General features: G+C 56.0%; 20 protein-coding genes. 9 read left to right on the top strand and 11 right to left on the bottom strand.

Translation table 11 applies throughout. The annotated features are described in order from the left end of the window. Positions 1-36: 36 nt before the first annotated feature. The gene (locus HNI00_RS01970; RefSeq protein WP_316790219.1) at positions 37-747 is read right to left on the bottom strand and encodes a Uma2 family endonuclease; all 711 of its coding nucleotides are present in this window, start codon (positions 745-747) and stop codon (positions 37-39) included. 259 nt (positions 748-1,006) lie between these two features. Then, positions 1,007-1,396, bottom strand: a complete 390-nt coding sequence (locus HNI00_RS01965) for a hypothetical protein (protein WP_068508468.1) — start codon at positions 1,394-1,396, stop codon at positions 1,007-1,009. 137 nt (positions 1,397-1,533) lie between these two features. Here HNI00_RS01965 and queA point away from each other — a divergent pair, with 137 nt between their 5' ends. Further along, entirely contained in the window at positions 1,534-2,733 is a 1,200-nt protein-coding gene (queA, locus tag HNI00_RS01960) for a tRNA preQ1(34) S-adenosylmethionine ribosyltransferase-isomerase QueA (protein ID WP_316790216.1), read from the top strand. A 20-nt stretch (positions 2,734-2,753) separates the two neighbouring features. Here queA and HNI00_RS01955 read toward each other — a convergent pair whose 3' ends face one another. Further along, complete coding sequence (locus tag HNI00_RS01955) at positions 2,754-3,140, bottom strand: hypothetical protein (RefSeq protein ID WP_316790214.1); 387 nt, start codon at positions 3,138-3,140, stop codon at positions 2,754-2,756. 101 nt (positions 3,141-3,241) lie between these two features. On the opposite strand from HNI00_RS01955, the gene HNI00_RS01950 reads away from it, so the two are divergent. Then, a complete protein-coding gene (locus HNI00_RS01950; protein ID WP_316790212.1) occupies positions 3,242-4,123 on the top strand; it encodes a Cof-type HAD-IIB family hydrolase in 882 nt (293 codons plus the stop codon). Positions 4,124-4,532: 409 nt separating this feature from the next. On the opposite strand, the gene HNI00_RS01945 is transcribed toward HNI00_RS01950, so the two are convergent. Both HNI00_RS01945 and HNI00_RS01940 read right to left on the bottom strand, forming a co-directional pair. After that, entirely contained in the window at positions 4,533-5,570 is a 1,038-nt protein-coding gene (locus tag HNI00_RS01945) for a hypothetical protein (RefSeq protein WP_316790210.1), read from the bottom strand. Positions 5,571-5,586: 16 nt separating this feature from the next. Next, positions 5,587-6,183: a DUF4126 domain-containing protein gene (locus tag HNI00_RS01940; RefSeq protein ID WP_316790207.1), complete on the bottom strand. Its 597-nt coding sequence runs from the start codon at positions 6,181-6,183 to the stop codon at positions 5,587-5,589. Between the two features lie 1,130 nt (positions 6,184-7,313). Here HNI00_RS01940 and HNI00_RS01935 point away from each other — a divergent pair. From HNI00_RS01935 to HNI00_RS01915, 5 genes are all read left to right on the top strand, one after another. Then, on the top strand, positions 7,314-8,915 hold the full coding sequence (locus HNI00_RS01935) for an alkaline phosphatase family protein (RefSeq protein WP_420156241.1): 1,602 nt from the start codon (positions 7,314-7,316) through the stop codon (positions 8,913-8,915). Positions 8,916-9,043: 128 nt separating this feature from the next. Beyond that, complete coding sequence (locus HNI00_RS01930; protein ID WP_316790204.1) at positions 9,044-10,036, top strand: glycosyltransferase family 2 protein; 993 nt, start codon at positions 9,044-9,046, stop codon at positions 10,034-10,036. Positions 10,037-10,182: 146 nt separating this feature from the next. Next, the gene (locus HNI00_RS01925; protein WP_316790202.1) at positions 10,183-11,613 is read left to right on the top strand and encodes an oligosaccharide flippase family protein; all 1,431 of its coding nucleotides are present in this window, start codon (positions 10,183-10,185) and stop codon (positions 11,611-11,613) included. 12 nt (positions 11,614-11,625) lie between these two features. After that, positions 11,626-12,720 carry a glycosyltransferase family 4 protein gene (locus tag HNI00_RS01920; RefSeq protein ID WP_316790198.1) on the top strand — a complete coding sequence of 365 codons (1,095 nt, stop codon included), beginning with the start codon at positions 11,626-11,628 and terminating at the stop codon, positions 12,718-12,720. A 159-nt stretch (positions 12,721-12,879) separates the two neighbouring features. After that, positions 12,880-14,253: a purple acid phosphatase family protein gene (locus HNI00_RS01915; protein WP_316790196.1), complete on the top strand. Its 1,374-nt coding sequence runs from the start codon at positions 12,880-12,882 to the stop codon at positions 14,251-14,253. 12 nt (positions 14,254-14,265) lie between these two features. On the opposite strand, the gene HNI00_RS01910 is transcribed toward HNI00_RS01915, so the two are convergent. From HNI00_RS01910 to HNI00_RS01885, 6 genes are all read right to left on the bottom strand, one after another. After that, positions 14,266-15,678, bottom strand: a complete 1,413-nt coding sequence (locus tag HNI00_RS01910) for a Type 1 glutamine amidotransferase-like domain-containing protein (RefSeq protein WP_316790194.1) — start codon at positions 15,676-15,678, stop codon at positions 14,266-14,268. Positions 15,679-15,931: 253 nt separating this feature from the next. Then, positions 15,932-18,328, bottom strand: coding sequence for a sensor histidine kinase (locus HNI00_RS01905; protein ID WP_316790192.1), 2,397 nt, complete (start codon positions 18,326-18,328; stop codon positions 15,932-15,934). Between the two features lie 694 nt (positions 18,329-19,022). Beyond that, positions 19,023-20,102, bottom strand: coding sequence for an ABC transporter ATP-binding protein (locus tag HNI00_RS01900; RefSeq protein WP_316790190.1), 1,080 nt, complete (start codon positions 20,100-20,102; stop codon positions 19,023-19,025). A gap of 112 nt (positions 20,103-20,214) precedes the next feature. Then, a complete protein-coding gene (locus HNI00_RS01895; RefSeq protein ID WP_316790187.1) occupies positions 20,215-21,096 on the bottom strand; it encodes an ABC transporter permease in 882 nt (293 codons plus the stop codon). 301 nt (positions 21,097-21,397) lie between these two features. Beyond that, positions 21,398-22,312, bottom strand: a complete 915-nt coding sequence (locus HNI00_RS01890) for a glycosyltransferase family 2 protein (protein ID WP_316790186.1) — start codon at positions 22,310-22,312, stop codon at positions 21,398-21,400. Positions 22,313-22,496: 184 nt separating this feature from the next. Further along, a complete protein-coding gene (locus HNI00_RS01885) occupies positions 22,497-23,036 on the bottom strand; it encodes a pilus assembly FimT family protein (protein ID WP_316790184.1) in 540 nt (179 codons plus the stop codon). Positions 23,037-23,213: 177 nt separating this feature from the next. Here HNI00_RS01885 and HNI00_RS01880 point away from each other — a divergent pair, with 177 nt between their 5' ends. Both HNI00_RS01880 and HNI00_RS01875 read left to right on the top strand, forming a co-directional pair. Next, positions 23,214-23,984, top strand: coding sequence for a WecB/TagA/CpsF family glycosyltransferase (locus HNI00_RS01880; RefSeq protein ID WP_420156278.1), 771 nt, complete (start codon positions 23,214-23,216; stop codon positions 23,982-23,984). Positions 23,985-24,305: 321 nt separating this feature from the next. Further along, positions 24,306-25,553 carry a Zn-dependent hydrolase gene (locus HNI00_RS01875; RefSeq protein ID WP_316790179.1) on the top strand — a complete coding sequence of 416 codons (1,248 nt, stop codon included), beginning with the start codon at positions 24,306-24,308 and terminating at the stop codon, positions 25,551-25,553. The last annotated feature ends 420 nt before the right edge of the window (positions 25,554-25,973 follow it).

Here is a 25,973-nt window from a genome sequence, read left to right as displayed (position 1 = left end):
CGTAGCAGACCAGCCGCGCCGCCGACCGACCTAACCCTAGCTATCCTCTGCCCCCAGTTCTCGCAGCCGCGATCGCAGTCTTTCAACCTCAGCTTCTAGCGCCTGCGCTCGTAGTTCAGATTCCGCCGCTCGTGCTTCAGCGTCTTGGCGGGCCTGGGCTTCGGTTCTTAGGGCCTGCGCCAGTTCGCCGGGAATCAGCAGCTTTTCACCCGTATCTTCGCGATAAAAGGCGATCAGGTGTCCATCTACTTCCAGCCGCAGTTTGAGCGGGTCGCTGCGGCCGTCGGTGATGGGTTCGTAGGTATCGTTGTGCAGCCGATAGCCCTGGAGTTGTCCGTCGATCCATTCCCCACGCGGATCAAACAGCCAATATTCGCGCACACCCAGTTGCTCATACAGCGTTCGTTTGAAGACCTGATCCTGAGCCTGGGTGCTTTTCGAGGTCATCTCAAAAATGACGGCTGGCACCTGCCCTTCTTCCCAAAGTTTGTAATGGTCGCGCCCGCCCGGAGCCACGTCAAAAATCACCATCACATCCGGCGCAACTCGCAGCCTGGGGTAGCCCTGGGCGTAGTAGAGAAATTGGTTAGACAGCACGGTTGCCTGCTGACCTTCTAAATATTGGCGTAGCACTTCCAAGGTGACGAGCATGGCGTAGAGATGAACATAGGTTTCTGCCACGGGTTCACCATCAGAAGAGGGGTAGAAAATTTCGGCAGGTGGGGCCGTGGGGAGGAGGGCGGTCATGGGTGGCGGAGGGCTGGAAGATCGAAGGGTTGGGTGCATTTTAGCGCGATCGCCCCTTGGCAATTTTCCGCAATCCGGGACAGGGGTTTGGATCGTTCATCAAAGCTGCTCAACAAAAAACGCCAGCTCATGCCAATGCGGTCTGAGATGGCGTAATAGAGTTCAAGCTGCGTTCAAACTTGGAGTGACGATAAACTTGAGTGGGTTGACCAAGCAAGTCACTTAGCGTTGCAAATAGCGTTGCAAAGCAGGTGGCGCACTAGGCCAGAGTTTCGGGGCAATAGCCCAGCCCTTGCACAAACTGCTGACGAAACTCTTCGATTTCTTCGCCGTCAGGGCTGCCGTGAGACACCACTGCCACCTGGTAGCGGCGCATCACATCCACGGGCGACTGGCCAGTTTCCAGCCCCCACAGCGCCATCCGTACTCGGATATCCGGTTCGTAGGCAATGCCCAGCTCATTCAAAAAAGCGCGAAAGTCACCGTCTCGATCGGCATCCAGGCAGCGCTCCAGTTTAACCTTCACCACCCAACCGTCGATCTGATGAATGACCGTCATGAAGCGAACGGGGAGCCAGGGCGTGTTGTGAAGATATTCAACCACCCGAAGCGTTAAACTGGCATTCGCGAGGTAATAGATGTATTCCATGCGTCCAACCCCAGCAAATGCAATTTCAACTACAGTTTTATTTTCGTAATAAACTCTGACGTTTCATAGGGGAAAGACCCCCTACCTTGGAGGGTGTTTCTCCCCAATCTGCCTGGACTTAGTGGATTTAGTTGAGCATGTCTTTGAATCCGTTGCCGCATCATCACCCTGAGCCATCCCCTTTCCCTCAGGACTCTCCGCCAAGCTCAGAAGCGCCAACTTCCCTCGACCTGCGGCTGGCATCCTATGACTATCATTTGCCTGCTGAGCGCATTGCTCAAAATCCGGTCGTACCGCGCGATCGCGCTCGGCTGCTGGTGGTGGATTCGCCAAGCTCCCATCAGCACTGCATCTTTCGGGATCTGCCAGCGCTGCTGCGGCCGGGCGATTTGCTGGTGTTGAACAATACCCGCGTGCTGCCTGCGCGACTGTTTGGGCGCAAGGTGGGCGGCGCAAAGGTAGAGGTGCTGCTGCTGGAAGAGCAGTCGGAAAATCGCTGGCTGGCGCTGGTGCGCCCTGGGCGACGGCTGAAGGTGGGCGCAATGATTGAATTTTTTCAGCCGGATCAGCCGGAAGGCGGGAAACCCCTGCTGACGGCGACCGTGCTGGCGGTGGATGCAGCCACTTCTGGCAGGATTCTGGAATTTCAGGTTGCAGAAAACAAGCCCTTTTTGTCGGTGCTGCACCTGTTGGGTCAGGTGCCCCTGCCGCCCTATATCGAGAATTCCCACGCCGATCCAGAGCAGTATCAGACGGTGTATGGCGATCGCCCCGGATCGGCCGCTGCCCCCACCGCCGGACTGCACTTTACCCCAGAGTTGCTCGATCGCTTGGAAGAGCAGGGCATCCGGCGCACCTTTATTACGCTGCATGTGGGCGTAGGCACCTTTCGCCCGGTCGAGGCGGAAACTATCACCGATCACAAAATGCACGGCGAATGGCTAGAAGTGTCGCCGGAAACCGTCGAGGCGATCGCCACAACCCAAGCCAGTGGCGGCCGAGTAATTGCCGTCGGCACCACCGTAACCCGCGCCCTCGAAGGCGCATCCCACAGCGGGCAACTCCAGCCCTACTGCGGCAAGACAGAGCTATTCATCTATCCCGGCTATCGGTGGCGCGTGGTAGATGGGCTGATCACCAATTTCCATTTGCCCAAGTCCAGCCTGATGATGCTGGTCAGCGCCCTCACGGGACGAGAACGGCTGCTGGCGCTGTATCAAGAGGCGATCGCCCAGGGATATCGCTTCTATTCCTTCGGCGATGCCATGCTGATTTTGCCGGAGGCAAAGGTTGAGGCGACAGCAGGGGAGAAGGAGCAGGTTGCTGCTGATTGGTGATCCCTACTGACTGGTGATCCCTACTTTAGATCAATTCCCAGATAGGTTTTGCTGAGAAACTGGGCCAGACGCTTCACCTGAGACTGCACTTTGTCGGGGCTGTTGGTAAACGAGGTTCCCAAAATCCGGGAAAACTCCTCGTCCGACAGGGTGCCGTCTTGGTGTTGCTGAAAGGCGCTGACCACAGCGATTAGCTCGTCGGCAGAGAACTGGAAGCCGTTTTGAGCCGCAAAGGCCGCCACATCCGGAGCGCGATCGCCCGTCAGGGCCGCAGTTTCGGCGGGGTCTAGCTCCGCTTCGCTGCTGATGTTGCCATCGCCCACACCGAGCAGGGCTTCTAGCTGTTGCCGCAGGGTATCGTCAGCGGCAGTGCGATGCATAAATTCCAGCACAGTTGCAGTAGTCATGGTCGGATGAACTCAACTCGCCACTTCGGCTCAAATCATAACAAGCGCTAATTGCTGACCTGACTTGGCTTAATGAAAACTGAAGCTTGCGGTAAGCTGGGATGGGAAATTTAGCGCCAGGGACAGCGCAAGGGGCATTTGTGGAAAACTCGGCAGCCCAAGCGGGAGAGATTCGCCTGCTAGTAGTGGATCTGGACGGGACGGTGGTGGGTGCGTCGAACCAAATTTCGGCACGAGTAAAGCAGGCCGTGCAGGCGGTGCAGGCGCAGGGCATTCCCGTGGCGATCGCCACCGGGCGGATGTATCAATCAGCCCGCCGGTTTCATGCCGATCTTGGCTCTACCCTGCCGCTGATGAGCTATCAGGGCGCACTGATCAAAGACCCCGCCGATGACACGCTGCATCGCCACTGGCACCTACCCAGGGTCTATGCACAGCAATTGCTGGAATTTTATGAACAGCCGGCTTTGCGAGACGACGTATCCGTGCATTTCTACATTGACGACCAGCTCTACGTCCGCGAGATCACCGCCGAAACCGAAGCCTATGCAGAACGCTCCAGCATTGAGCCGATCGCCGTTGGCGACCTGCGAACCCTGCTCGATGCCGACCTGACCAAGATCCTCGCCCAAAGCAGCAACGTGGCGCTGATTGACGATCTGCTGGAAAAACTGCGGCAACGCTACGCCCCGACCGAGCTATACCTGACCAAATCCGTGGATATTTTCCTGGAAGCAACCCATCCAGAGGTGAATAAGGGCAACGCGGTTCGCTACCTGGCAGAGAACATTTTGGGACTCCGCGCCGACCAAGTGATGGCAATCGGCGATAACTTCAATGACTTTGAGATGCTGCAATATGCGGGTATTGGCGTGGCAATGGGCAACGCGCCGGAGGGCGTGCAGGCGATCGCCAATTGGGTTGCCCCTTCCGTAGAAGAAGATGGAGCGGCGATCGCCATCGAAAAGTTCATCCTGGGATAGGGCGCGATCTCCACAGCATGGGGTAATACAGGCCGCCTATCCCTACCCAAATACCAGCGCAACGCAGCGCGACCCACAGGTCAAAAATTACAAGCAAAAACCACCGAGCTGAACCTGCCTCTGAGAAGAGAGACAAAAAGAGGCATTGCTCGGTGATGTCCAAGCTATTCAGAATTCCAAAAGCTTTAGTAGGTAATATCAAGCCTCTCGCCTAGAGAAGCTGGAGCTTAGAAATCAGGAAGGGCATCGGCGACTGACCGTGTTTCGTCTCGATGCCCTTGCTGGTTCGCTCCTCACACTGATGAAAATATATCAGACCCTTCCCGGTCTTGTCAGCGCCTCAGTGCCAATGATTAACAATTCCTATAATTGTCACAGTCTTTACACTTTCCTTCCTACAAGAAAATCTCTACAGGGAGGGTGGAGCCGCTACCTGCAACGGCCCTTCCAACAGCCAGCGCAACGTCTGCTGTGCGGCTCGCACCAGCCCCAGCCGCGCCTGCGCCAGTTCCAGTTGGTGAACCGCCACGTCGCCAAAGATGCGACAGCTTGCGTCAAAGTCATACACACAGCGGCTGAGGGACTGGGCCAGGGCGATCGCCGAACCGTGCTGGATTGAACCCAGCGCATCCACGCTATCCAGCAAGTGCCCGATTAGCCGCTGCTCGGCGGGCGCTTGGGTGCGGAGCGTTCCTTCCGCCGTGAGCCAGGGCATGGGCATGGGCCACACCAGTTCGCCCTCGATTGCTCCCGGCAACTCAAAGCGAACCAGTCCGACCCGCTCTGCCAGTGCCAAGAGGTTGCAGCATCGGGCATGGGCCGCCTGCATTTCAAACCATTGGTCTTGGAACCTTTTGTCTTGAGGCAATCTGTCTTGAGGCAATCTGTCTTGAGGCAACTTGTCTTGAGGCAATCTGTCTTGAGGCAATCTGTCTTGAAGCAATCTGTCTTGCAACTGTCCTGGAGACGGTTGGACATGGGTCAGCAGGGCTGATTTCCAGATAGCAAGGTCTGGCTCAGGCTCAGGGAAAAGATCGGGCGACTGGGACTCGGCAGGTCTGGTAAATTGCTGCAACCATGCCGCCAGCAGGCGATCGCCCAGGTGAACCTGCACCAGATGCTTTTGGGCAACCCGGAGCGGGCTATCGGCCCAGTCTGCCTTGTCCGCAGTCGATGCTGGCCAGCGTTCAGCCAGCCGGATGGCAAGGTCTTCGGTCGGAATGCCCAGGTTTGCCGCCAGTCGGGGGGCGATCGCCGAACTGTAGACCACCCCCATCGGCGCATCTACCCGACGCAGGGCAATCTGGCCTTGCAAGTCCGGCACATTGGGAAGCGCGGGGTGGACAATTGCTGCTTGCCAACAGGTCGCCAGCGCGGCTTCTAGGCGCGATCGCACACTCCACACGCCCGCCAGCCCAGTCTGCTCTCGGCTCAATTCATCTTGCATAGCGGGTGCTGCATGGCTAATCTGGGTCTTGTTTGCCGCGTCGGGGAAACCGGCGATCGCCCGCGTTGGCCTGGGCTTGATACCACTGCCGCCACTCTGCCGTGCTGCGAATCGCCAGCCACAGCAACAGCAGCGCAATCAGCCCCCCTTGGCGCGGCGCATCAAAGGCAAATAGCACCAGCAGCACACAGAGAAAATCTTGCAGAAAAATGGCCCAGAGCGGCAGCCCCCGCAGCCGATAAAACCAGCCCACCTGCACCAACTGAAACACCAGCGCCAGCAGCCCGCTAACCAGCGCCGCCACGGGTACTAGCTCTTGGCTCGTTTGCATGAGGCGGGCGACTGTTATCCCGGCGATCGCCCCCACCAACGGGCTACACGCCAGTTCCACGATTTGCAACAGTCGTTGGGCAAGTCGGTCTTTAGAAAACAGCAGTTCCACGAGCGACCAGCTCACCAAAACTCCCAACACCAGCGGCGGCGGCACCTGCGACAGCAGCGGCACCGACGACCAGAGCGACTCGCGCTGCAACAGCCCAATCAACAGCAGCGGCAACGCAATCCGCATCCCTGTGGCGGCTGAAATTGAAAGGATAGCCAAAACTTCAACCATGACGAGCCATCACAGGCGTTGAATCGCGTTGAGTCGGGTGGGTTATACGTTGAATTGTTACGCAGTTCTCTCGTTCGCACAATTGCCATGCAAGTGCTGTGCGGATGCGTAAGCCCTGGGAAAGGGCGATCGCCCACAGATTTGTGAACGCTGGCTTGAGAACCGAGCCATCAAGTCGGATTTCAACACAGCCCGTTTGTCTAGCTAGTCTGTATCACGGCTTACATCGTGTTTTGCTTTGAAGTTTGAGTCTAGTCCTAGAAGAGGAAATATAATTCCTGTATAAAAAGAAACCTTATCCGACCCAAGACACAGGCAAGAGAGTTGCACTAGATGCATGTTTGAAGAGTCTTTAAAGACCGTTTAAAGACTCTCTGAAGAATCATTCTGGAGAAAAAACTAGTCTCTCAATTCCTCCTATCAGTTTAGGTTTGTCGCCCTTCAAAAAATTAATCAAGACATTACAATCAATGCCTGTAAATAACCCGGATCTCGCTCTGGGAAGTAAACTCAACCTGGTTATCCATGAATTCACGAACTGCTATGTGTGGTTCCAAAACTATGTCTAGAGCGGTATAAGTCAGAAACTTACTGAATCGAGAGCTTCACTATCCCTTACAAAAAAGGAGAGAATTTCAGATTCTAGACAAAGTTTCCATAAAGTTCTCAGTGAGGGCTAGAAGCCTGTCCGTAATTTGACTATGATTTCGAGCAACACAGTATAAAGCTCCGTGATTTCACATAGTTTTAGCTTGGTTCTGGCTTGGTTTTGGTTTGCGAGTTTTTCTCACAAAGTTTTTGCATAGCGCTTAAGGCGTGCGCTTAAGCAATCTCCAAATCTTACGGATGGTTGTTGGGGCGGATCGCTGAGTCTTTAGGCAAGCGTTCTTGGAGCGGGCGATCGCCAGAGAATCAGTCTGCGCTCAGTTCACAGCACTCGTTCATACATCGCCAGTTCCCGACGGTGGGCAGTAGCCTTCGTTGTCTTGCTCTCGGTTTCCCAAGGCTGGGCACGTCTTCGCCTGGTTTCAGTTCATTAGTTGTGCATTGTTTTGTCGGAGGATAGTGTGAAAACTCCCGTAGTTGCGATTGGATTAGATGCTGCTGACCCAGTGGTTCTCGAGGAGTGGATGTCTCAGGGGCATCTCAAGAATCTCAGTCGTGTCCGTGAGCAGGGGGCCTACGGTCGCCTAGAAAACATCGTGAACTACTGCGGTGTGCCGACACCCGCTGCTTCAACTGAGCGGCTGTGGGCTATGACTTGGACAGGCTGTATGCCTGACAAGACAGGCTTTTGGGGCACGTCCAAGTTTTATCCCGAAAGCTACGGCATTGACCGAGACATTCTCAAGGTCGGCTGCGATTTTGAGCAAAATCCTCCCTTTTATGCCCTTGGCGAAGACTATCGGGTATTTGTGCTAGACCCGCCGACTTCGGGCCTGTCGAGCCAAGTCAACGGGCTTCAGGTTCTCGCGTGGGGCGGACATTATCCCTTCACTCCCAGTGTGTCTGTTCCCGCAGAGGTGCTGCCGGAAATGATTCGGGAATATGGGGAAAATCCAGTTCTCTACAAAGACGATGGCATCTGGTGGGATAAGGCTTACGAAAAGTGGGTTCCCGGCGCAATCCGAGAGAGCGTAGAGAAGCGTGCCCAGGTTTGCCGCGACTATCTCAAGAAAGAGGATTGGGATTTCTTCTTTGTTGGGTTTGGAGAAGCGCATACCGCTGGGCATGACCTCTGGTATACCCATTACGATCACCCTGTATACGAATTCCACGGCAAGCCTGCGGGCCCGCTGATGCTGGAGGCGTTTGAGCATATCGACCGGGCGATCGGCGAGATTTTGGATGCTGTGCCAGAAAATGCCTACATTACGCTCTTTTCGCCCCACGGCATGGGCGCAAACTACACGGACTTGCTGAGCATGGCCGTGCTGCCGGAGATGATGTATCGCTTTAACTTTGGCAAGGCGGCGATCGCCCCAGGAAACCCCAGCGAAGAGCCAGGCCCAATCATCAGCCATCCGTTCCGCAAGTCTTGGATGGGTGAAATGTGGGCGCGGAACTATGAGCAAAATCCTCTTAAGCGGGCGCTGCGTCCTTATCTGCCTAGCAAACTCCTGCGCGATCGCCTGAATGGGTTGGAATCGCCCTACGTGCTAATGGAGCAAAACGCGCCGCTGTTCTGGATGCCGGCCATGTGGTATCGCCCGCTGTGGTCGCAGATGCGAGCCTTCGCGCTGCCCTACTTTGCCGATGGCCACGTTCGCATCAACGTCCAGGGGCGCGAGGGCAGTGGCATTGTGCCGCCATCTGAATATGATGCCGTCTGTGAAGAGGTGATCGAAAAGCTTTGGAAGCTCAAGGATGCCAGAACAGGCAAGTCCATCGTGCGGCAAATTTCTCGCACTCGCCGCACGCCGTTTGACGAGGGCAATCTCTCGGATGCAGACATTGTGGTGGTCTGGGAAGAAGTGATTACCGATGTGGTAGACAGCCCCGACTTTGGGCGGATTGGCCCCATTCCCCACTTCCGGGCAGGCGGGCATCGGTCTAGAGGATTCTTCATGGCTCAGGGGCCGGGTATTGCTCCCAATTCCAGCATTGAGCGCGGTCAGGCACTCGATATTGCGCCGACGATTTTGGGTCTGCTGGGTGCGCCCATTCCCGATCGCCTAGATGGAACGCCCCTGCTGGAAGTGTCCTCCGTCCGGTCGGCGGCTATGCGGTAACAGGCTTCTATCATCCAGACTTCCACATTCATGAATCGAGGCACGGGCTGTGGAGGCGATATCGTCGCACTTGCAGCCCGTCCTGCCTCATAAGCAACCGATTTTGCAGATCTACCCTAGCGCTTCCTATGAATCCCGAAGTCTCTGTTATCATCCCTGCTTACAACACTGAGTCGTATATCGCACGGGCGATCGCCTCAGCCCTCGACCAAACCTTGCACAACATCGAGGTTCTCGTAGTAGACGATGCCTCGACCGATAGCACCGCAGAGGTCGCCAGACGCTTTCAAGATGAGCGGGTTCGGGTCTTTGTGAATGACCGGAATATGGGGGCGGCGGGCGCTCGCAATCGCGCTCTGCGAGAAGCCCGAGGCAACTGGATTGCCGTGCTAGACTCCGATGACTGGTACGCCCCAGAGCGCCTAGAACGTCTTCTCCAGGTTGCTCAAGCAGAACAGGCAGATATGGTAGCCGACGACCTGTACTACGTGCAGGATGGCAGCGACACCCCTCTAAGCACGTTAATTCAAGGAAGCGGACACACGATTACAGAAATCCGCCGAGTCGATCCGGTCTTCTTTGTGGAAACCGATGTCTACGGACAGCAGGGGCTACACCTGGGCTTGAGCAAGCCGCTGATGCGCCGTCAGTTCTTGATTAAACACGGCATTGAGTATGACCTCTCGCTGCGCCTTGGGCAAGACTTTTGGCTGTATATGAACTGCCTGATCAATGGCGCACGCTATTTTCTCGTGCCAGAGCCATATTACTACTACCGCTTCCGCCCCAACTCCTTGGTCAAGCAGAGCAAAATTGCTCGACTAGACGGCTACTGCCGCGCAGCACAAAGCTTCTTGCAAAAGGAGCAGGTCAGGAGTAATCCTCGTCTCGTGCGATCGCTCTCTCACAATCTTGCTGTCTTCAGGCGCAACCGAGCCTACTATCGGGTCGTTGAGCCACTGAAGCAACAGCAGTATTTCAAAGCCTTGCTTGCCGCAGTGCAAAATCCCTATTTCTTTGTGCATTTTGCAGGGCAGATTAGCAACATCTTGCAAAGGCGCTGGCGCTACTATTTCCAAAAAAATACGCTGGCCTACGAAACTCGCTTATCCAATCAATAGTTCTCAATAATTCTCAATAGTTTCAATCACTCAGCCAATCGCGATCCTGGCCAAAGCCTTTTAGCGAAGGGATCTCAGTAGGGAGATTAGAAGGGCGATCGCAGCAGAGATTCGATTTCGATATATCCAAAAGAGGATCGCTATTGATGATGGGAAAGCGACTGCTTGGGAATTCATTCTCCATTTTCGTCACGCGCCTAACTCAAAGTATTACAACCTTCGCGCTCAGCGCTTTCATTGCCCGTTTATTAGGCGCATACGAGCTGGGTCAATATCTCCTTGCTTTTGGATACTATTTTATCTTCATGAGCCTCGCCTCGCAGGGGTTCAAAGTTTTATTCACGCGAGAGCTTTCTCGCCATCCAGAACAAACGCCCACCTACCTAGTTAGCGGTACGCTCCTGCAACTTTTATTCAGCACCATTGCCTACGCGGTTTTGGTGCTTATTGTGTATTTTCTGCCCTATCAAGACGACACAACGCTGGTGTGTTACGTCATGGGGCTAACTATTTTCCCATTCTCTTTGTCAAACATATCAGAGGCCATCTTCCAGTCCAAAGAGAAGATGTATCTGATTACTGCTACCACAGTTCCGGTTTACATTTTGCGTCTGCCCGTGATGATTTGGGCAATGCAGGCAGGGTACGGGGTTGTTGGGCTGAGCTTGGTGATGTTTTTCTCGGAAATACTCATCTTATTTTTTCAGTGGGGGTTGCTTCTGAGATCGGTCATTCCCTGTTGGAAGGTTGATCGAGCATTTATCCGACAATCGGTGCAGTCGGTGCGGACGTTTGTTGCAATTGAAGGCGTTTCAGTGATCAACGCTCGGATGCAGATCCTGATTCTTTCGGTGCTAGGCGGAGAGGTTATCGTTGGTCTTTACGGGGCCATTATGCAACTAATGCAGCCCTTCGATATTTTATCGACTAGCCTCACGGTCGGCGTTTTTCCGAGCATGTCAAAGGCGGTGGATCTTGGGCGACACAAGCAGCGGCAGCTTGCTGAAATGAGCATGGAGATACTGTTGATGGTGTCTTTGCCCTTGGTCATGGCGCTGATCTTTTTTGGCAAAGAGTTGCTAAACCTGGTTTACCACAGACCTGATTTTGGAAATGCCGCAGTTCCCCTAGCTATTGTTTCGCTAGGGCTGATTGCATCTTCATATATTCGCCCTCTGAGCTATCTTCTGGTTGCCAATCACCTCGAACATATCAATATGCGTGAGGTGATAGTAACCACAACGCTAACAGGTATCACGGGTATTATTTTGATTTCTCAGTTTCAACTAATGGGGGCGGCAGTTTGCGTTTTGCTCATGCGATTCATTAGTCTTGGACAGTATATCTACGGCGTTTCGTTTAACTTATTCTCAGTTCGATTTTGGAAGTCCCTCAAGCGTCCCCTTTTAATCACAGTGCTGATGACGCTAGTATTTTGGTTTCTCGAAAGCCATGTTCAAGAAATTTTGAAGATTACCACTATTTCAACTGTGGTTTATCTTTTGCTCGTGGGTGCGATGGTGACGTTTCAGGCGGGTGGGGTCAGAGTAGTTTACACAAAGCTGTTGCAGAAATAGGCGGGGTCACTGATGAAGGTTGTTCTATTACACTTTTGCTTTACGGAATATACCGTTGGCTTGGCCAATGGATTGGCGAATTATGTTGATTTAACGTTGATTCATCCAGAAAAGATTTCTGCGGACTGTCGCAAAGCGCTCGATCCGCGCGTCAAGGTGCGGACGTTTGCCAAGCCTCGGATTCGCGATCCGCGCAATGTGTTTGCAATGGCCGAGATGATGCGGCTGATTCGGGAGGCTCAACCCGATGTGCTGCATGTGCAGGAGACAAACGACTTTTGGTATGACCTGACGCTGTTCTTCAACTCAATGCCGCCGCTGGTGACCACGATTCACGATGTGTTTCGACATCCGGGCGATCGCGACAATGTGTGGGGGTCTGAATATACCCGGCGTATCGCGTTCTACAAGTCGCAGGCGCTGATCGTCCATGCCAATCCGCTCAAAGAAGCCCTAATGAGCCAGTTTCGAGTGTCGGGCGATCGCATCTCGGTACTGCCCCACGGCGAGATTGGTAGCTTTTTCCAAAAATGGGCGGATGGCGTGCATCTGCCGCGCGAACCCCACACCCTGCTGTTTTTTGGTCGCATCTGGCCTTACAAGGGCTTGAAGTATCTGGTGGAAGCCATGCCGCTGGTAGCAGAGCGTTTCCCTGATGTGCGGCTGATTGTTGCAGGGCGGGGGGAAAACCTGAGCCAGTATTTTTCTGGGGAACCGGACCCCCGCCAGTTTGAAATTTTGAACGAGTTTATTCCCCTCAAGGCGGTGGCAGGGCTATTTCAGCGCAGCACCGTGGCGGTCTTGCCCTATGTCGAGTCTTCCCAAAGTGGCGTGGCGGCTGTGGCGTTTGCGATGGGAACCCCTGTGATCGCCTCTAATATTGGCGGGCTGGCAGAAATGGTCAACCACGGGCAAGACGGGCTGCTGGTTCCCCCCGGAGACAGCCGCGCCCTAGCAGACGCAATCATTCACCTGTTGGGCGATCGCGCATTACAAGAGCGCTTTGCCACCGCTGGTCTGGCCCGCTGCCAGACTGACCTGAACTGGTCCAATATTGCGGCAAGCACCGTGGAAATCTATCAACGGGCGATCGCCGCAAAACGATAGACCGATAGACCGATAGACCAAACTCAATAGCCCAGAGGCCGATGTTCTCAATCCCTTCCTCTGGGGACTGACCTCACACACGCTTCGGGCTGTTTTTCCCAAAGTTCCTAAAGTTCTAGAGTCTGTAAACCCTTGTAAAATCTCTCTACCGAAACCATCATGGCTCGTCATCGAACTCCATCGGTTCCACGCTGGCGGTTTGTCAGCAAGTCCCTTCCCAAGTGGCTCATTGCGCTGGCGCTGGCGCTGCTGTTTCTCTTCTTCAGCGCAACGGTTGCCTACTCTGCCTACAAAGCACACCGCCGCCGCCCACCCGATCAGGTGCATCTCGCTTGGATTAAAGATCCCGCGACGACCATGACCATCGTTTGGCGCACCTACCGGGACTACACCCCCTCCTATGTGCAATATCGTCCGAAGGGCACTGAAGCATGGCAAGAGTGGGTAGGAGTCCACCGTCCTTCTGGCACAGAGGGCATGTTGCACGAAGTTACCCTCGAAGACCTTTCCCCCAACACCGAATACGAATACCGAGTGAAAGGTGACTACTGGTCAGTCTGGAGTGACCCCTACACGTTCCGAACCGCTCCAGCAGGGGGCGCGAGTGAGTTTGACGTGGTGTACGTTGCCGATACGGGGCTAGTGGGGCGCAAAGACGGACTCTCGACCGGAACCCAGCAGATTATCGACGAAATTGCCAAGCTGAATCCTTTGCTTGTGCTAGGTGGCGGTGATTACGCCTACTACGATGGCGACAAACGCTATCGGCCGCTCGATCGGGCGATCGATGCCTGGTTTAACCAAATGATGCCTGTGGCCAGCAAAGCAGCGCTGATGCCAACCTATGGTAATCATGAGGCTATGTTGGAGGAAAACATCGATCTTTGGTCGCAGCGCTTTCCCACGCCCGCTGGGTTTGACCACAACCTCAACTACTCTTTTGATGTGGGCAACGTCCACTTTATCTCTCTGTTCACGATTTTTGAAGAGCAGGGCGTTTCCAACGGAACCCTGAAGTGGCTGGAAGAAGACATTCAGGCCGCGCAAGCCGCGGGCAAACGGTGGATTATTCCGTTTACCCATGTGTCGGCCTTTGCCGAGGGCAAGAGCCACCCATCCAACCTGGCACTGCGGGCACAGCTTGGGCCACTGCTGGAAAAGTATGGCGTGAAGCTGATTGTTTCTTCCCATGACCAGGCCTATGAGCGAACTTACCCGCTGGTCAATGTGCCCCAGTCCATCACCGCAACCTCTACTTCCAAATCTTGCTACACCCTGGAAGATGGCGTGACCTGGCTAAAGTCCAGTCCTGGGGGTAAAGAGAGCAACAAGAGCGGTTCGTTTTCAATCTTTCAGAGCGACACTGCGCCCCCCTGGACCGCCTATCGCAACAACACGATGCATGTGTTTACGCAGCTTCATTTCACGCCGGATCAGCGATTGCAGGTCAAGACTTATGGCTTGAAAGGCGATGGAAAGCCGCCCGTGGTGCTGGATGCGTTTGAGTACACGACGGGGCGCTGTGGCGCGTGATGGTTTAGCGGTCTAGCTGTCTCCGCTGTTTAGCGGTCTACGCTGTTGGCGCTGGATTCGCGAGGTCGATTGCTTTCGCTTGCGGCGCAGGCCAACCCCCAACACGCCTGCGCCGACCAGCCCCAGTAGGCTGGAGGGTTCAGGCGTGGGGGCGATCGCCACGTCCAGATCCTTAAAAGACACGCGAGTCTGCCCCAGTCCGTCGACCCCAGAGAAGCCCTCCGCTCCCAGCCCCTTGGTTAGGGTAACGCCGTAGGTCGGGTCGGATTCCAGGCTAGTGCCCGTGGCCGTGGTGCTGGTGCTGCCGAAGAGGGCGATCGCCGTGTTGGTAAAGGCCCGCTGGTTAGTCCAGTTGCCCAGATCGTCGTCAAAATAGCTAAAGACGTTTTCCGTGTTGGGAATTTCGCCCGGAACCTCGCTGCCCTTGAGCGAGGTTTTGCCGCCAAAGGTTGCCGTTTTCGTCAGCGGGTCGTAGGTGTCGCCTTCAGTCAGGTAGGTGGCTTTTACGCCAGAAATCGTCCAGTTGCCGTTCTTCTCACCCGGCTCCGCGCCAGTCAGGTCAGCAATGAACACGCCATTCTGACCCAGCACCTTGAAATTGACATCCTCCGTGTCGGTGTCTGTCACCACCAGCGCTGTGTTTTCGTCCACCCCAAAGGCAGTGTCAATTCCCAGGTCAGACGCAAGGCGAATGATGCGTCCCTGCCGCCCCCGCTCGCTAAAGTGGCTGTCTAAGATGCCGTAGTTAAAAAAGCCCAGCCCGCCCAAGGGATTGTAATATAACGTGTTGTCAAAGGGTGGGCTGCCAATCAGGCTGTTGGAGCCGTCGCGCAGTCCCTCATAGCTTTCGCCATTGGTAATCATTTCAGTACCGGGCTGCACGGCAGTTCCGGCGCTGGTGCCAGCGATCACTGCGCCCTTGGTGAACTGGTCGCGCAGGGATCGGATGAGCGCCGTGTCGGTGCGGCTTTGGGTGGCGACGTTTTCGTTGAAGAAGCACTCGGTAATGAAGGACTGGTCGCCGCCTGTGAAGACAAAGGCGTTGCGGCTGCTGATTTGATTGGCGATCGCCGAACTGCTGTCATTCTTGTAGCCTGCACAATCGCTCACCGTGATGGGAACCCACTCCACATCCACGCTGTCGCCATAGAGCGCCTGAAAATCTTCGATATAGAACCCAGCAGATCGCGCAGGGTTGCTGCTCGCCGTCGAGATGATGCCAATCTTTGCATTGGACAGGCCACCCGCCAGATTCACAATCTCCTCGTAAATGGAGACCCCGTAATCTTCTTCCAGACCGCCGCTGCCCGGAAAGGCCCAGTTTCCACCAACCAAAACCAGAGACCCGGCCAGCGCTGGCCCAAACTGAGCCACGCCAACGCACGACAAGCTCAGCACGACGGCGGCTTTAGTAATCCAATGCATAAAAGATGACTTAAATTGCCTGACTTAAATTGCCAGTAAATGGGGGAATGCAGGTGAATCGCTTGAGTGCGATACTCTGCGGGTTTAGACTATCATTCCCTTCCTAATTTCGAGCTGAAGGACTTCTAAAGAAATCTATTTTGGTTAAATTCGATACCTGGAGACTTTCCGCGCCCCGTTTTTTGGCGTTTCCGCATAGAAACTGGTATGGATATCAGCGTTTATGCGTTGGTTTATACGTTTATGCGTTGGTTTATGCGTTGGCGTGGGTGTCGCGGCTGGCGGGGATAGCGGTGATGACATCCTGGGGCTGCCCAGCCAGCGGCAACGCTAGCACAAAGGTCGTCTGCCCCGAGGCGCTCTTGACCGACAACTGTCCGCCGATGAGAACAGCCAGTTTTCGAGCCAGCGCCAGACCCAGGCCCGTGCCGCCATATTTCCAGGGGTCGTTGTTGGGAATGCGATAGAACTTTTCAAAGATGCGATCGCGCTCCTCGGCAGGAATTTCCACCCCCGTATTCGTCACGCAAATCCGCAGTTGCCTGGGAACCGATATCGCTTCAGCCTCGCCCCCAGTCTGTTCACCAGCTTGTTTAATATCCTCGATATCCTCAATATCCTGTTCGATTCGGACTTGAATCTCGCCGCCCGCAGGCGTGTACTTGCAGGCATTGTGCAGCAGTTCCGAAAGAATGCGTTCTAGGTAGCTGAGGTCGGTGGTCAATGGCTTCAGGTCGTTTGGAACCTGAATTTCCAGGTGTTGCTGCTGGTTGTGGACATATTGCAGAAATGGCTCCGCAATGTGAGGCAGAATATCCCGCAGGTTTACCGTCGTCCACAGAAGCGGCTCCGTCTCTGAGTCTACGCGGGCCAGTTCGAGCAGATCGTTAATCAAACTGGTCTCCCGGAGGCTTTCTTCTTTCAGAATTTGCACAAAGGGGGCGGCGTGCCGGAGCAGTTGCACAGCCAGCGGCTCGGTCACGCTCTTGGTCATGTCGCGCAGAGTGATTTCGAGCATCTGCGTCGCCATCGAGATATTCGACAAGGGCGTTCGCAGCTCATGAGACACCGTATTGAGAAAATCGTCTTTAAGCTGGTTGAGGCGTTCTAGCTCGGCGACCTGAGCCTGGGCAGCCTGAAACAGACGGGCCTGACGAATGGCGATCGCACACTGAATGGCGACCTGTTCTGCCAGACGGATTTCTTGCTCCGTAAACACACGCTCCGCCGGACACACCAGCGTCAAAATTCCCAAGTTGCCCTGCTCATCGGCAATGGGGCAGCGAAACAGACCAACCCAGTCCGCCAGCGGGTGCTGGCCGCAGATATGGGTATAGGATTGGGCATCGATGCAAGCCTGTAGGTCGTGATGGTCTTCGCAGCGAAACTCCAGGCCTCGAACTGGGGGCAAATGAATCGGAAACTCGTAGGCGATCTGATAGGTTTTATCATCATCGCTAAAGAAGCCGACTTCACAGCTAGACAGATGGAGTTGCTCGGCGAGTTCTTGCACCGCCGTTTGCAAAATCTGATGCTCGTCGAGGCTGTCGCGCAGGCGATCGCTAATGCGGCGCAGCATGGCTTCATAGTTGAGCGATCGCTCCAGTTCTGCCGTGCGCTGCTGCACCTTGTCTTCCAGGTTCAGGTTTAGCTGCCGCACCTGGTTATAAAGTTCTGCCTGCTGGAGGGCGATCGCCAGCTGATCAGCAATATGCTGGAGCAGATCTGCCTCGCTAGTCTGCCACTGGCGATGCGTCTCGCAGCTATGCACAATCAGCAGCCCCCAGAGCGTGGGCATCTCTGGCGAACCGTCTGAATGGTCAGCGCCCGCAGCCGGATTTCCACCCTTGGCCGCCCGATCCGGAGACTGGAGAGCGTTTCGCTGCAAAATCGCCGCCACCATTTTGGACTTGACGCGAAACTGCTGCATATAGTTTGCCAGACACCCCGCCCAGGCATCCTGATGCACATCGGGAACCAGCCGCGTCTTTTGTTGCTGATAAAAGGCACGACAACTGCCCCCAAAGCACCGATCTTCCAGCTTCATCTCTAGGGTCAGCGGATAGGCCGGGTTTACCGATTCCTGGATTACTACGCCCGCTTCAGCGCTGATCAGCCGAAAGATCAGCGCTCGATCAACCTGTAGCACCCGCCGCACCTCCTCTACGGCCGTAGACAAGATCGTTTCCACGCTCAGCGATTGGCGGATGCGCTGAGTAATGCCCCGCAGGACACGTTCGCGCTGGGCTTGCTGGCGCAGCAGTTCCTCTATCTGCTGGCAGTTTGCAGGGAAATTCGCCCCGGCGTGACCGACTTCGCGCAGTGTGACCAAGCTCAGGTCGGGCAGGGCACGACTTGCGATTCCGTAGGCCACCCGTCGAGCGGTGCCGTCTTCGGCAAACAGATCCAGCTTGCCCCAGAGCGGTTCCGTCGAAGCCTGTCGGGACTCTTGACTCCGCTGCAAATCGAGGCAGAGCGAGGCAGGCAGCACGTCCGCAGCGGGCTGACCGACCAACATCTCGCGCGATCGCCCCAACAGCCCGCAAGCCGATGCATTGCAGCCCACGACACAGCCCGTGGCATCAATCGCCACAACCCCGTCTAGAGACTCATCAAACAGGGCCCAAAAGGGCTGAACATCAAATGGCATAAGCGCGTTACGCAAGCATTTTGCAGCCAGAACCTCTCAGGAGCGGGCTTGCTTCAAAAAAATCCAACAAAATTCCAAAAAGCCCGGAAAAAATGACCCTTGAGGAAAAATTCAATATTTCTAGTAGTTTTGAGAGAAATAAGGTCGAGATGCCGTATCTTTAAGCGGTTTTCGAGAGATTCGGCGTGAAGTCCTGCTGCTTCTTAGAAAGTCGGCCAGAGTAGGCATTTCGATCTTATCTCACAAGACGAAGGGGCCCTTGGGTCTTGTCTATCGTATCAATCGTATTAGAGGGTGTTTGAAAAGGTATCGCCTGTAATGTTAAGCACTCAGAGATCCCCCCTGGCCCCCCTTAAAAAGGGGGGAAACCGCCTTAAAGCCTGGTTTGTGCCCGCCACGCCTGACGAACTTGAGCTAGCCCCCCTTAAGAAGGGGGGAAACCGCCTTAAAGTCCCCCTTTTAAGGGGGATTTAGGGGGATCTGCACGCTTTGCTACAAACAGTAGGACTTTTCAAACATCCTCTTAAGCAATCGCTCTAGTCCCGCTCCATTACAGACAGGACTTATACACTTGCGATAGGTTCTTTGGGTTTGGGACAATTTCTTGCGGGCCGCGCCCGCGAGAAATTGTCCGACTGCGTAAGTCCTAACAGATTAAACAGATTAAACAGTCACGGTCTGGCGATCGCCCCTGCTAGTCTGGCAGCACAATGCACGCGCCCTCTTCCCAAACCACCCCGCAGGCATCGCCCTCAGCCGGGGCAACTTGTCCTTCTAGCTGCGTTGCCATCAGGGGCCCCAGCGGCGTGTCTAGCCTGCATTCCCAGACCTGGCCGATGTAGGTGACCTGGCGAATCGTCGCGGCGATCGCCCCCGGTGCATCCGTCGCCACCAGTCGCACCCGCTCTGGTCGCAGCATGATGGTCGCCGCATTGCCCACGGTCAGCCCGGTTCCGGTGGCCAGCGCCCGAACCGGAAAGCCATTGAGGGCGATCGCCGCCTGGTCGCCCTCGATTGCCTGCACCATACCTTGCAGAAAATTTGCCTTGCCAATGAACTGCGCCACAAAATGCGAGGCGGGTCGATTGTAAATGTCCTTTGGGCTGCCCAACTGCTGCACCTGGCCGCTGTGCATCACAGCGATGCGATCGCTCAGGGCCAGCGCCTCTTCTTGGTCATGCGTCACGTAGATAAACGTCAGCCCCGTCTCGCGCTGAAGCTCCCGCAGTTCTTGCCGCACTTCCTCTCGGATCTTGGCATCCAGCGCCGACAGCGGCTCATCCAGCAGCAGCACCTTGGGACGGCTAATCAGCGCCCGCGCCAGCGCCACCCGCTGCTGTTGCCCGCCCGAAAGCTGCGACGGACGGCGATCGCCCAGCCCCTCAATCCGAAACATCCGCATCGCCTCTGCCACTCGCGGTTCTGCCTCCGCCCGCGCCACACTTGCAATTTGCAGCGGATAGGCAATATTCTCCGCCACCGTCATGTGGGGAAACAGCGCATAGCTCTGAAACACCGTATGCACGGCCCGTCGGTAGGGCGGCAGGGTGGTCACGTCCTCGCCACCGATGCAAACCTGCCCATACTCCGGAATCTCGAACCCGCCAATCAGCCGCAGCGTTGTCGTTTTGCCCGACCCGCTCGACCCCAGCAGCGAAAAAAACTCCCCCGGCTGCACCGCCAGCGTCACGTCTTTCACCGCGTAGACTTCCTTTTGTCCACTGCCATAGATTTTGCTGACGCGATCGAGAGAAACGATGTGTTGGGAAGGCATGGAGCGGGGTTGGGTATGGAGGAGTTGAAGAGTTGGAAAGGGAACGGGCTGCTGGGGATCAGGGTTGCTGGGGATCAGGTTTACTGGGGAGGTAGACGGCTGCTTCACGCCATCACCCGTCCCGCTGCGCTTGTTGACTCAGCAGCACCAGGACGGTACTCACCGTAAGGATCAGTGTGGCGATCGCCGCAATTTCTGGCGTGATGTTGGTGCGGAGGCGACCCCAAATCTCCATCGGCAGGGTGTTGTCGCGGCCGGTGAGGAAAATGGTGACGACGACTTCATCAAAGGATAGCGTGAAGGCGAGCAAGGCTCCGGCAACCACAGCGCTGCGAAGGTAGGGAAATAGCACGTCTCGAAACACCTGAACGGGCGTGGCTCCCAGGTCGTAGGCGGCTTCTTCCAGGCTGCGGGGAAACTGGCCCAGGCGCGTCAGCATCGGCCCCAGCGCCACGGGCAGCCCAAAGATGGCATGTCCCAAAATCACGGTCCACAGCGACAGCGGCAGACCGAGATCCGAGAAATAGGCCAGCATCGCCACACCCGTCACGATTCCCGGCAGCAAGATGGGCAGATTCAGCGCGATGCGAAAGGCGTTTTTGCCCCAAAACTGGTAGCGATAGATGGCAAAGGCCGCCAGCAGCGCAAAGACAGATGCCAGCACCGTCGCCACCGCCGCCACCCGAATCGAGTTGCCCAGCGCCACGCGCATCGCTGCATCTTCTAGGGCCGTGCGATACCAGCGCAGGGTAAAGCCCTGGAACGGCAGCGATAGGATGCGCGAGTTGTTGAAGCTCATCAGCACCAGCACGCCGATGGGCAAATACAAAAAGCCAAACACTAGTATTGCCCACAGCCCCAAGGCCCAAGGGCGGCGCTGCGTTTGGCGGTGGGCGATCGCCCCGGTATCCATTGCCCCAGTATCCATTGCCCCAGTATCCATTGCTCCGGTATCCATTGCCCCTGTGTCCATCAACGGGTCGTCAAGTGCCATAACGTGAGTGCCATCACCATTCGCGCCATACCAAACTTATATTGATTTTGGATTTTGGATTGGCGATTTTGGATTGGCGATTTTGGATTACGGGTCGAGTCTCGGTGAGGCGTGCAGCGTTTTCATCTGTAGCGCGGTTTGCGGGAATGAGATTAGCCCTGTACCAACCTTAGCGCCCTGTTCGTAGGGCTGTATTGCTACAGCTACGTCATTATTATTGGCGCTGTGTTATTAGCGCTGTGTTATTGGCGCTGTGTTATTAGCGCCGGATTATTAATGCCGGATTACTAGCGCCGGATTACTAGCGCCAGACTAAGTGTCGGAGTGCTAGCCCCAGGTAGCTCAGTTGTCCGTAGGCGTAGACCAAATTATCGAACCGCAGGGCGGGGTCATTGCCGTATCGCAGCGAGTGGTATAGTCCCCGCAGGAGGCGATCGCCCCCCCGCCGCACCTGCCCCAGGCCGGCTTTTCCGGTCAGGCGTTCCCGCTGATATTCGCTCACGCCCTGCCACCAGCTTCGCTCCAGAAACCACCCCTGGTGGCGGCGTTCGGGCGCGACCCGGTGGGTAACTTCGGCATCGGGCAAGTATCGAACCGTTTTGCCCTGACGCAGCGCCAGTTCTGTCAGGTGCAGTTCTTCGTTGGATAGGAGCGTGTTGCCCACGCGCCCAAGCTGCTCCGAAAAGCCGCCGACCGATTCCCAAAAGTCGCGCCGGAGGGCATAGTTCACGCCACGTGGCGTTTGCCCCGGCTGCTGAATCTTGACTGGCGCATTGCCCAGGTCGTATGCGCCGAGGCTGCTGGCTAGGGTTGCCGAAAGCCAGCGGGGGGGCAGCCGCCCTTCCCAATCCAGCAAAACGCGCCCGCCTGCGATCGCCAGGTTCTCGTCTGCCTGAAACGCTTCGGACAGCACCCGCAGCCATTGTGGAGAGGCGATCGCATCGTCATCCAAATAGGCCAGCAGGGGCGCGGCGGCGTGGGTGGCTCCGGTGTTGCGGGCGACGGATAGCCCCAGCGTCGGCTCTGGCACATAGCGCAGCCGAGAATCCTGCAAAAACGGCTCCACTATAGTCCGCGTGTCATCGGTGGAGGCGTTGTCTACCACCAAAACCTCGTAGGGTTCTCTGAACTCCTGACGCAGCAGACTGGCGATCGCCCCAGCCAAATAACCAGCCCGATTATGCGTACAGATAATGGCAGAAATACGCGGCGACATTTGGCAAACCTCAAAAGCACGTTCCAAGGCTCCAAGACAGGTTTCGTTCAATGCTGCGAGGACTGACGCAGTTGGAGGATTTCTCGCGGGCTGCGCCTGCGAGAAATCCTCCAAAACCCAGAAAACTGATCGCAAGTGCATAGGTCCTGTCTGCGTTTGACCCTGCATCTAGCCATGCGCCCGACTATGGCTGCGGGCAACCTTTGCGAACGACTCCGATCAATGTAGATACCGTAACGCATCGTTTCACCTGGAGGTTGTTCTGCCGGATCAGTGTCACCCGACCCAATTGCCCAAGGACTCGACCTTGATGATTAAACTGAACGCGATACAGCCCACCCGTTTGATACAGCGTCATTTCTGTTGGATGAAGCTGAATACTGGGGTCGAGGTCGCGCCACAAAATCTGTTCAATGGGGGTGTTGATCGGATGGGCGGCAACTTGCACAAAGCCGTAGGAGTCTGTCCGCAGGCTGACCTGCCAAGTGGAACGGGTTTGCTCTGCCCGAAACTGGGCCAGCCGCATGGTTTGAAAGATTTCATCCTGGGCTACGTTGAGACTGCGGGCGCTAAAGAAAGTAATCCAGCTAGGGGCGGCGATCGCCATCAGAACCGTAATAATCGCCACGACCGCAATTTTCTCGATCAGCGTAAACCCCATCGCTACATCGCGCTCGAACCGGAGGGGCAAAGACCCTGCCCCCAAACGAGTTAAAGCTTTCATAGAGATTCATCAGAGTGTGAGAGATGCACCAGCCAACCTGTCCTTCAAATAAAATTCCCTACGGTGGCGATCGCCTATCGCGACATTCCCTCTGATGCGCCCTCCCAGCAGAAAACCATCAGGGACGACCCGTTGGGGCATAATAATCAGCGGTGGTTTTGAGGAAACATGCTCAACATGCCTGACGTAATCGACGCGCTGCCAGACAACCTGCAACCTGCAATGGCAGACGTGCTGGGGCTGCCGATACACCTGCTGCCGGACTATGGCGACTGGCTGCTGGCGCAACTCGCACAGGGCGATCGCGGCGTGCATGTGGTCACGCTGAATGCCGAAATGGCCATGCAGGCAGAGCAAAACGACGCGCTGGCAGCAGTAATCCGGCAAGCAGAATTGGTGATTCCCGATGGCGCGGGCGTGGTGCTGTATCTGCGCTTGCGGGGATATCGCGTCAACCGCTGTCCGGGCATTGAGCTATCGGAGCGAGTGATTCGAGCGTCTGCCGACCCAGCCCTGCCCGGTGCGCCCTACTCGCTATTTTTCTTTGGCGGCGCGCCTGGGGTTGCAGATGAAGCGGCACGGGTGTGGCAAGAAAAAGTGCCAGGACTGGCGATCGCCGGGGTGCAGCACGGCTACCTCCCGCCCGAAGAGCAAGCCCCGCTGCTGGAAAGGCTCCGAGAACTCCAGCCGCGCTTGATTTTGGTGGGGCTGGGGGTTCCTCGACAAGAATTTTGGATTGCCCAACACCGCCATGTTTGCCCCAATGCAATTTGGATCGGCGTGGGCGGCAGCTTCGATATCTGGTCGGGCACCAAAACCCGCGCCCCCGGCTGGCTCCGCAACAACAACCTAGAGTGGGTCTATCGGCTCTATCAAGAACCGTGGCGCTGGCGACGAATGCTGGCACTGCCGCAGTTTGCATGGCGAGCAGTGGTGTATAGAGGGTGACGGGGAAAGGAGGAAATTGGCAGAGCGCTGCGGGTCTGTTGCAGGTTCACTGCCGGATACTGCTACCTCTGAACGGTTGCCTTTTAGCGCCTTTTAGTGATGGCGGCAATACCCCGCGACTCCAAGGGTTTGCGATTTCCGCATCTTTGTATACAGTATGCATATAGAAGCCAATTTATGCTGGGTAACTTGAGGGCGTGTGCTGATTCGCCGATCTTCTAGGACGCAACGCCACCGACAGGATCAAACCTGGGATGGAAATTCGCCTCAGTGACCCGTGTTGACGCTGAAATCACAGAAAATCAATATTTGGGGGATGGAATGGTAGTTCTTGCTAAACAGCTTGCAGTCAATGGCGATCGCCTCATGCAGTCCATTGATCGGCTGGCCAAAATCGGACGGCAGCCCAACGGCGACATCTGCCGCCTGGCCTTCTCGCCAGAAGACTTGCAGGCTCGCTATCTGGTGCAGCAGTGGATGATCGAGGCTGGTATGACCGTGCGGACGGACGCTGCCGGAAACCTGATCGGCCGCTACGAGGGCACCGACCCCAACGCACCCGCCCTAGCCACAGGCTCCCACATCGACACCGTGCCCTCTGGCGGCCCGTTTGATGGAGCGCTGGGCGTGCTGGGCGGCATTGAAGTCGTGCGGACGCTGAAGGAGAACGGCCTGCGGCTGCGGCATCCCATTGAGGTCATCGTATTTACCGATGAGGAGAGCAGCATGATCGGCGGGCAGGCGATCGCTGGGACGGTGCTGCTAGATCAGCCAGAGCGCTATTTGCCCAAGATCGACCAGCCGATTGAGTCGTGCCTAGAGAAAATTGGCGGCGACTGGAGCCAACTGCCCAGCGCCCGCCGCACCCGCGCCGACATTGCCGCCTTTGTGGAACTGCATGTGGAGCAGGGCTGCGTGCTGGAGCGCAAGGGCCAGGCGATTGGCGTGGTGCAGGGCGTAGTGGGGATGCAGCGGCATCTGATCACGATTCATGGCCAGCCCAACCACGCAGGCACCACCCCGATGGACATGCGCCAAGACGCGCTGATTGCCGCCGCAAAGGTCATTCTGTCGGTGCAGGCGATCGCCCTAGAGCAGCCCAGCCAGCCCGTTGCCACTGTCGGCTATCTCACCGTCGCCCCCAACGCGATGAACATCGTGCCGGGAACCGTAGAACTGTCGGTCGATATGCGCGACCTGTCGCAGGTGGTGCTGGAACAAATGCTGGAGAAGCTGAAGCAAGCCCTGCGCGAGATTGCGATCGCCACCCACACCCGCATCGACATCGCGCCCGTCCTCACGGTGGAGCCGACGCTGGCCTCTCTCAATGTCCAGGCAGCGATTGAAGCCGTCTCGCAAGACCTAAACCTGAGCTACCTCTACATGCCCAGCCGCGCCGGCCACGACGCAATGGAGATGGGCCGCTTTACCGACATGGGCATGATCTTCGTACCCAGCCAGGAGGGACTCAGCCACTCCGGCATGGAATACACCTCGCCAGAGCAATGCACCCAGGGCGCGGACGTGCTGCTGCATACGCTGATCAAGCTCGACTCGATCTATGCCTAAAAGGCCTCAAAAAGGCCTATAGAGAGCCTCATAGAACCCGTTCAGCGGCCGTGGAAAGTCTTTCGCGGTCGTTTTTGCGGGCCCAATTGGGATAAAGAGTCGTAAACCACCGGAAAATTCAATGAAATTCCAGGAATCGACATTTTTCTAAAATTTTCCATGACTTGCGCCTAAAAGCTCTAGAGTTTGCGGAGGGTTGTGAATGTAGCGTCAGATACAACGTGTAGATCTTTAAAGCCTTTTGATAGATGACATTCCTTCGGCATTAAGATGGCTGGCATCTGAATTGCAAATCTGAAGCACGAAGCCGCCAAGTGCGACTTTAATCCCGTAGAACCTTTCAGATAAATCCTTTCAGATAAATCCTTTCAGAATCGCTTGCTGAATCCGGGGGATCACCCGACTCACGTCGCCGCTGTC

Source organism: Thermoleptolyngbya oregonensis NK1-22 (genome assembly GCF_032705245.1).
In the GTDB taxonomy this organism is placed as follows: domain Bacteria; phylum Cyanobacteriota; class Cyanobacteriia; order Elainellales; family Elainellaceae; genus Thermoleptolyngbya; species Thermoleptolyngbya sichuanensis.
The sequence above is the reverse complement of the archived record's forward strand: the minus strand, read 5'-3'. Positions and strand labels throughout refer to the sequence as shown.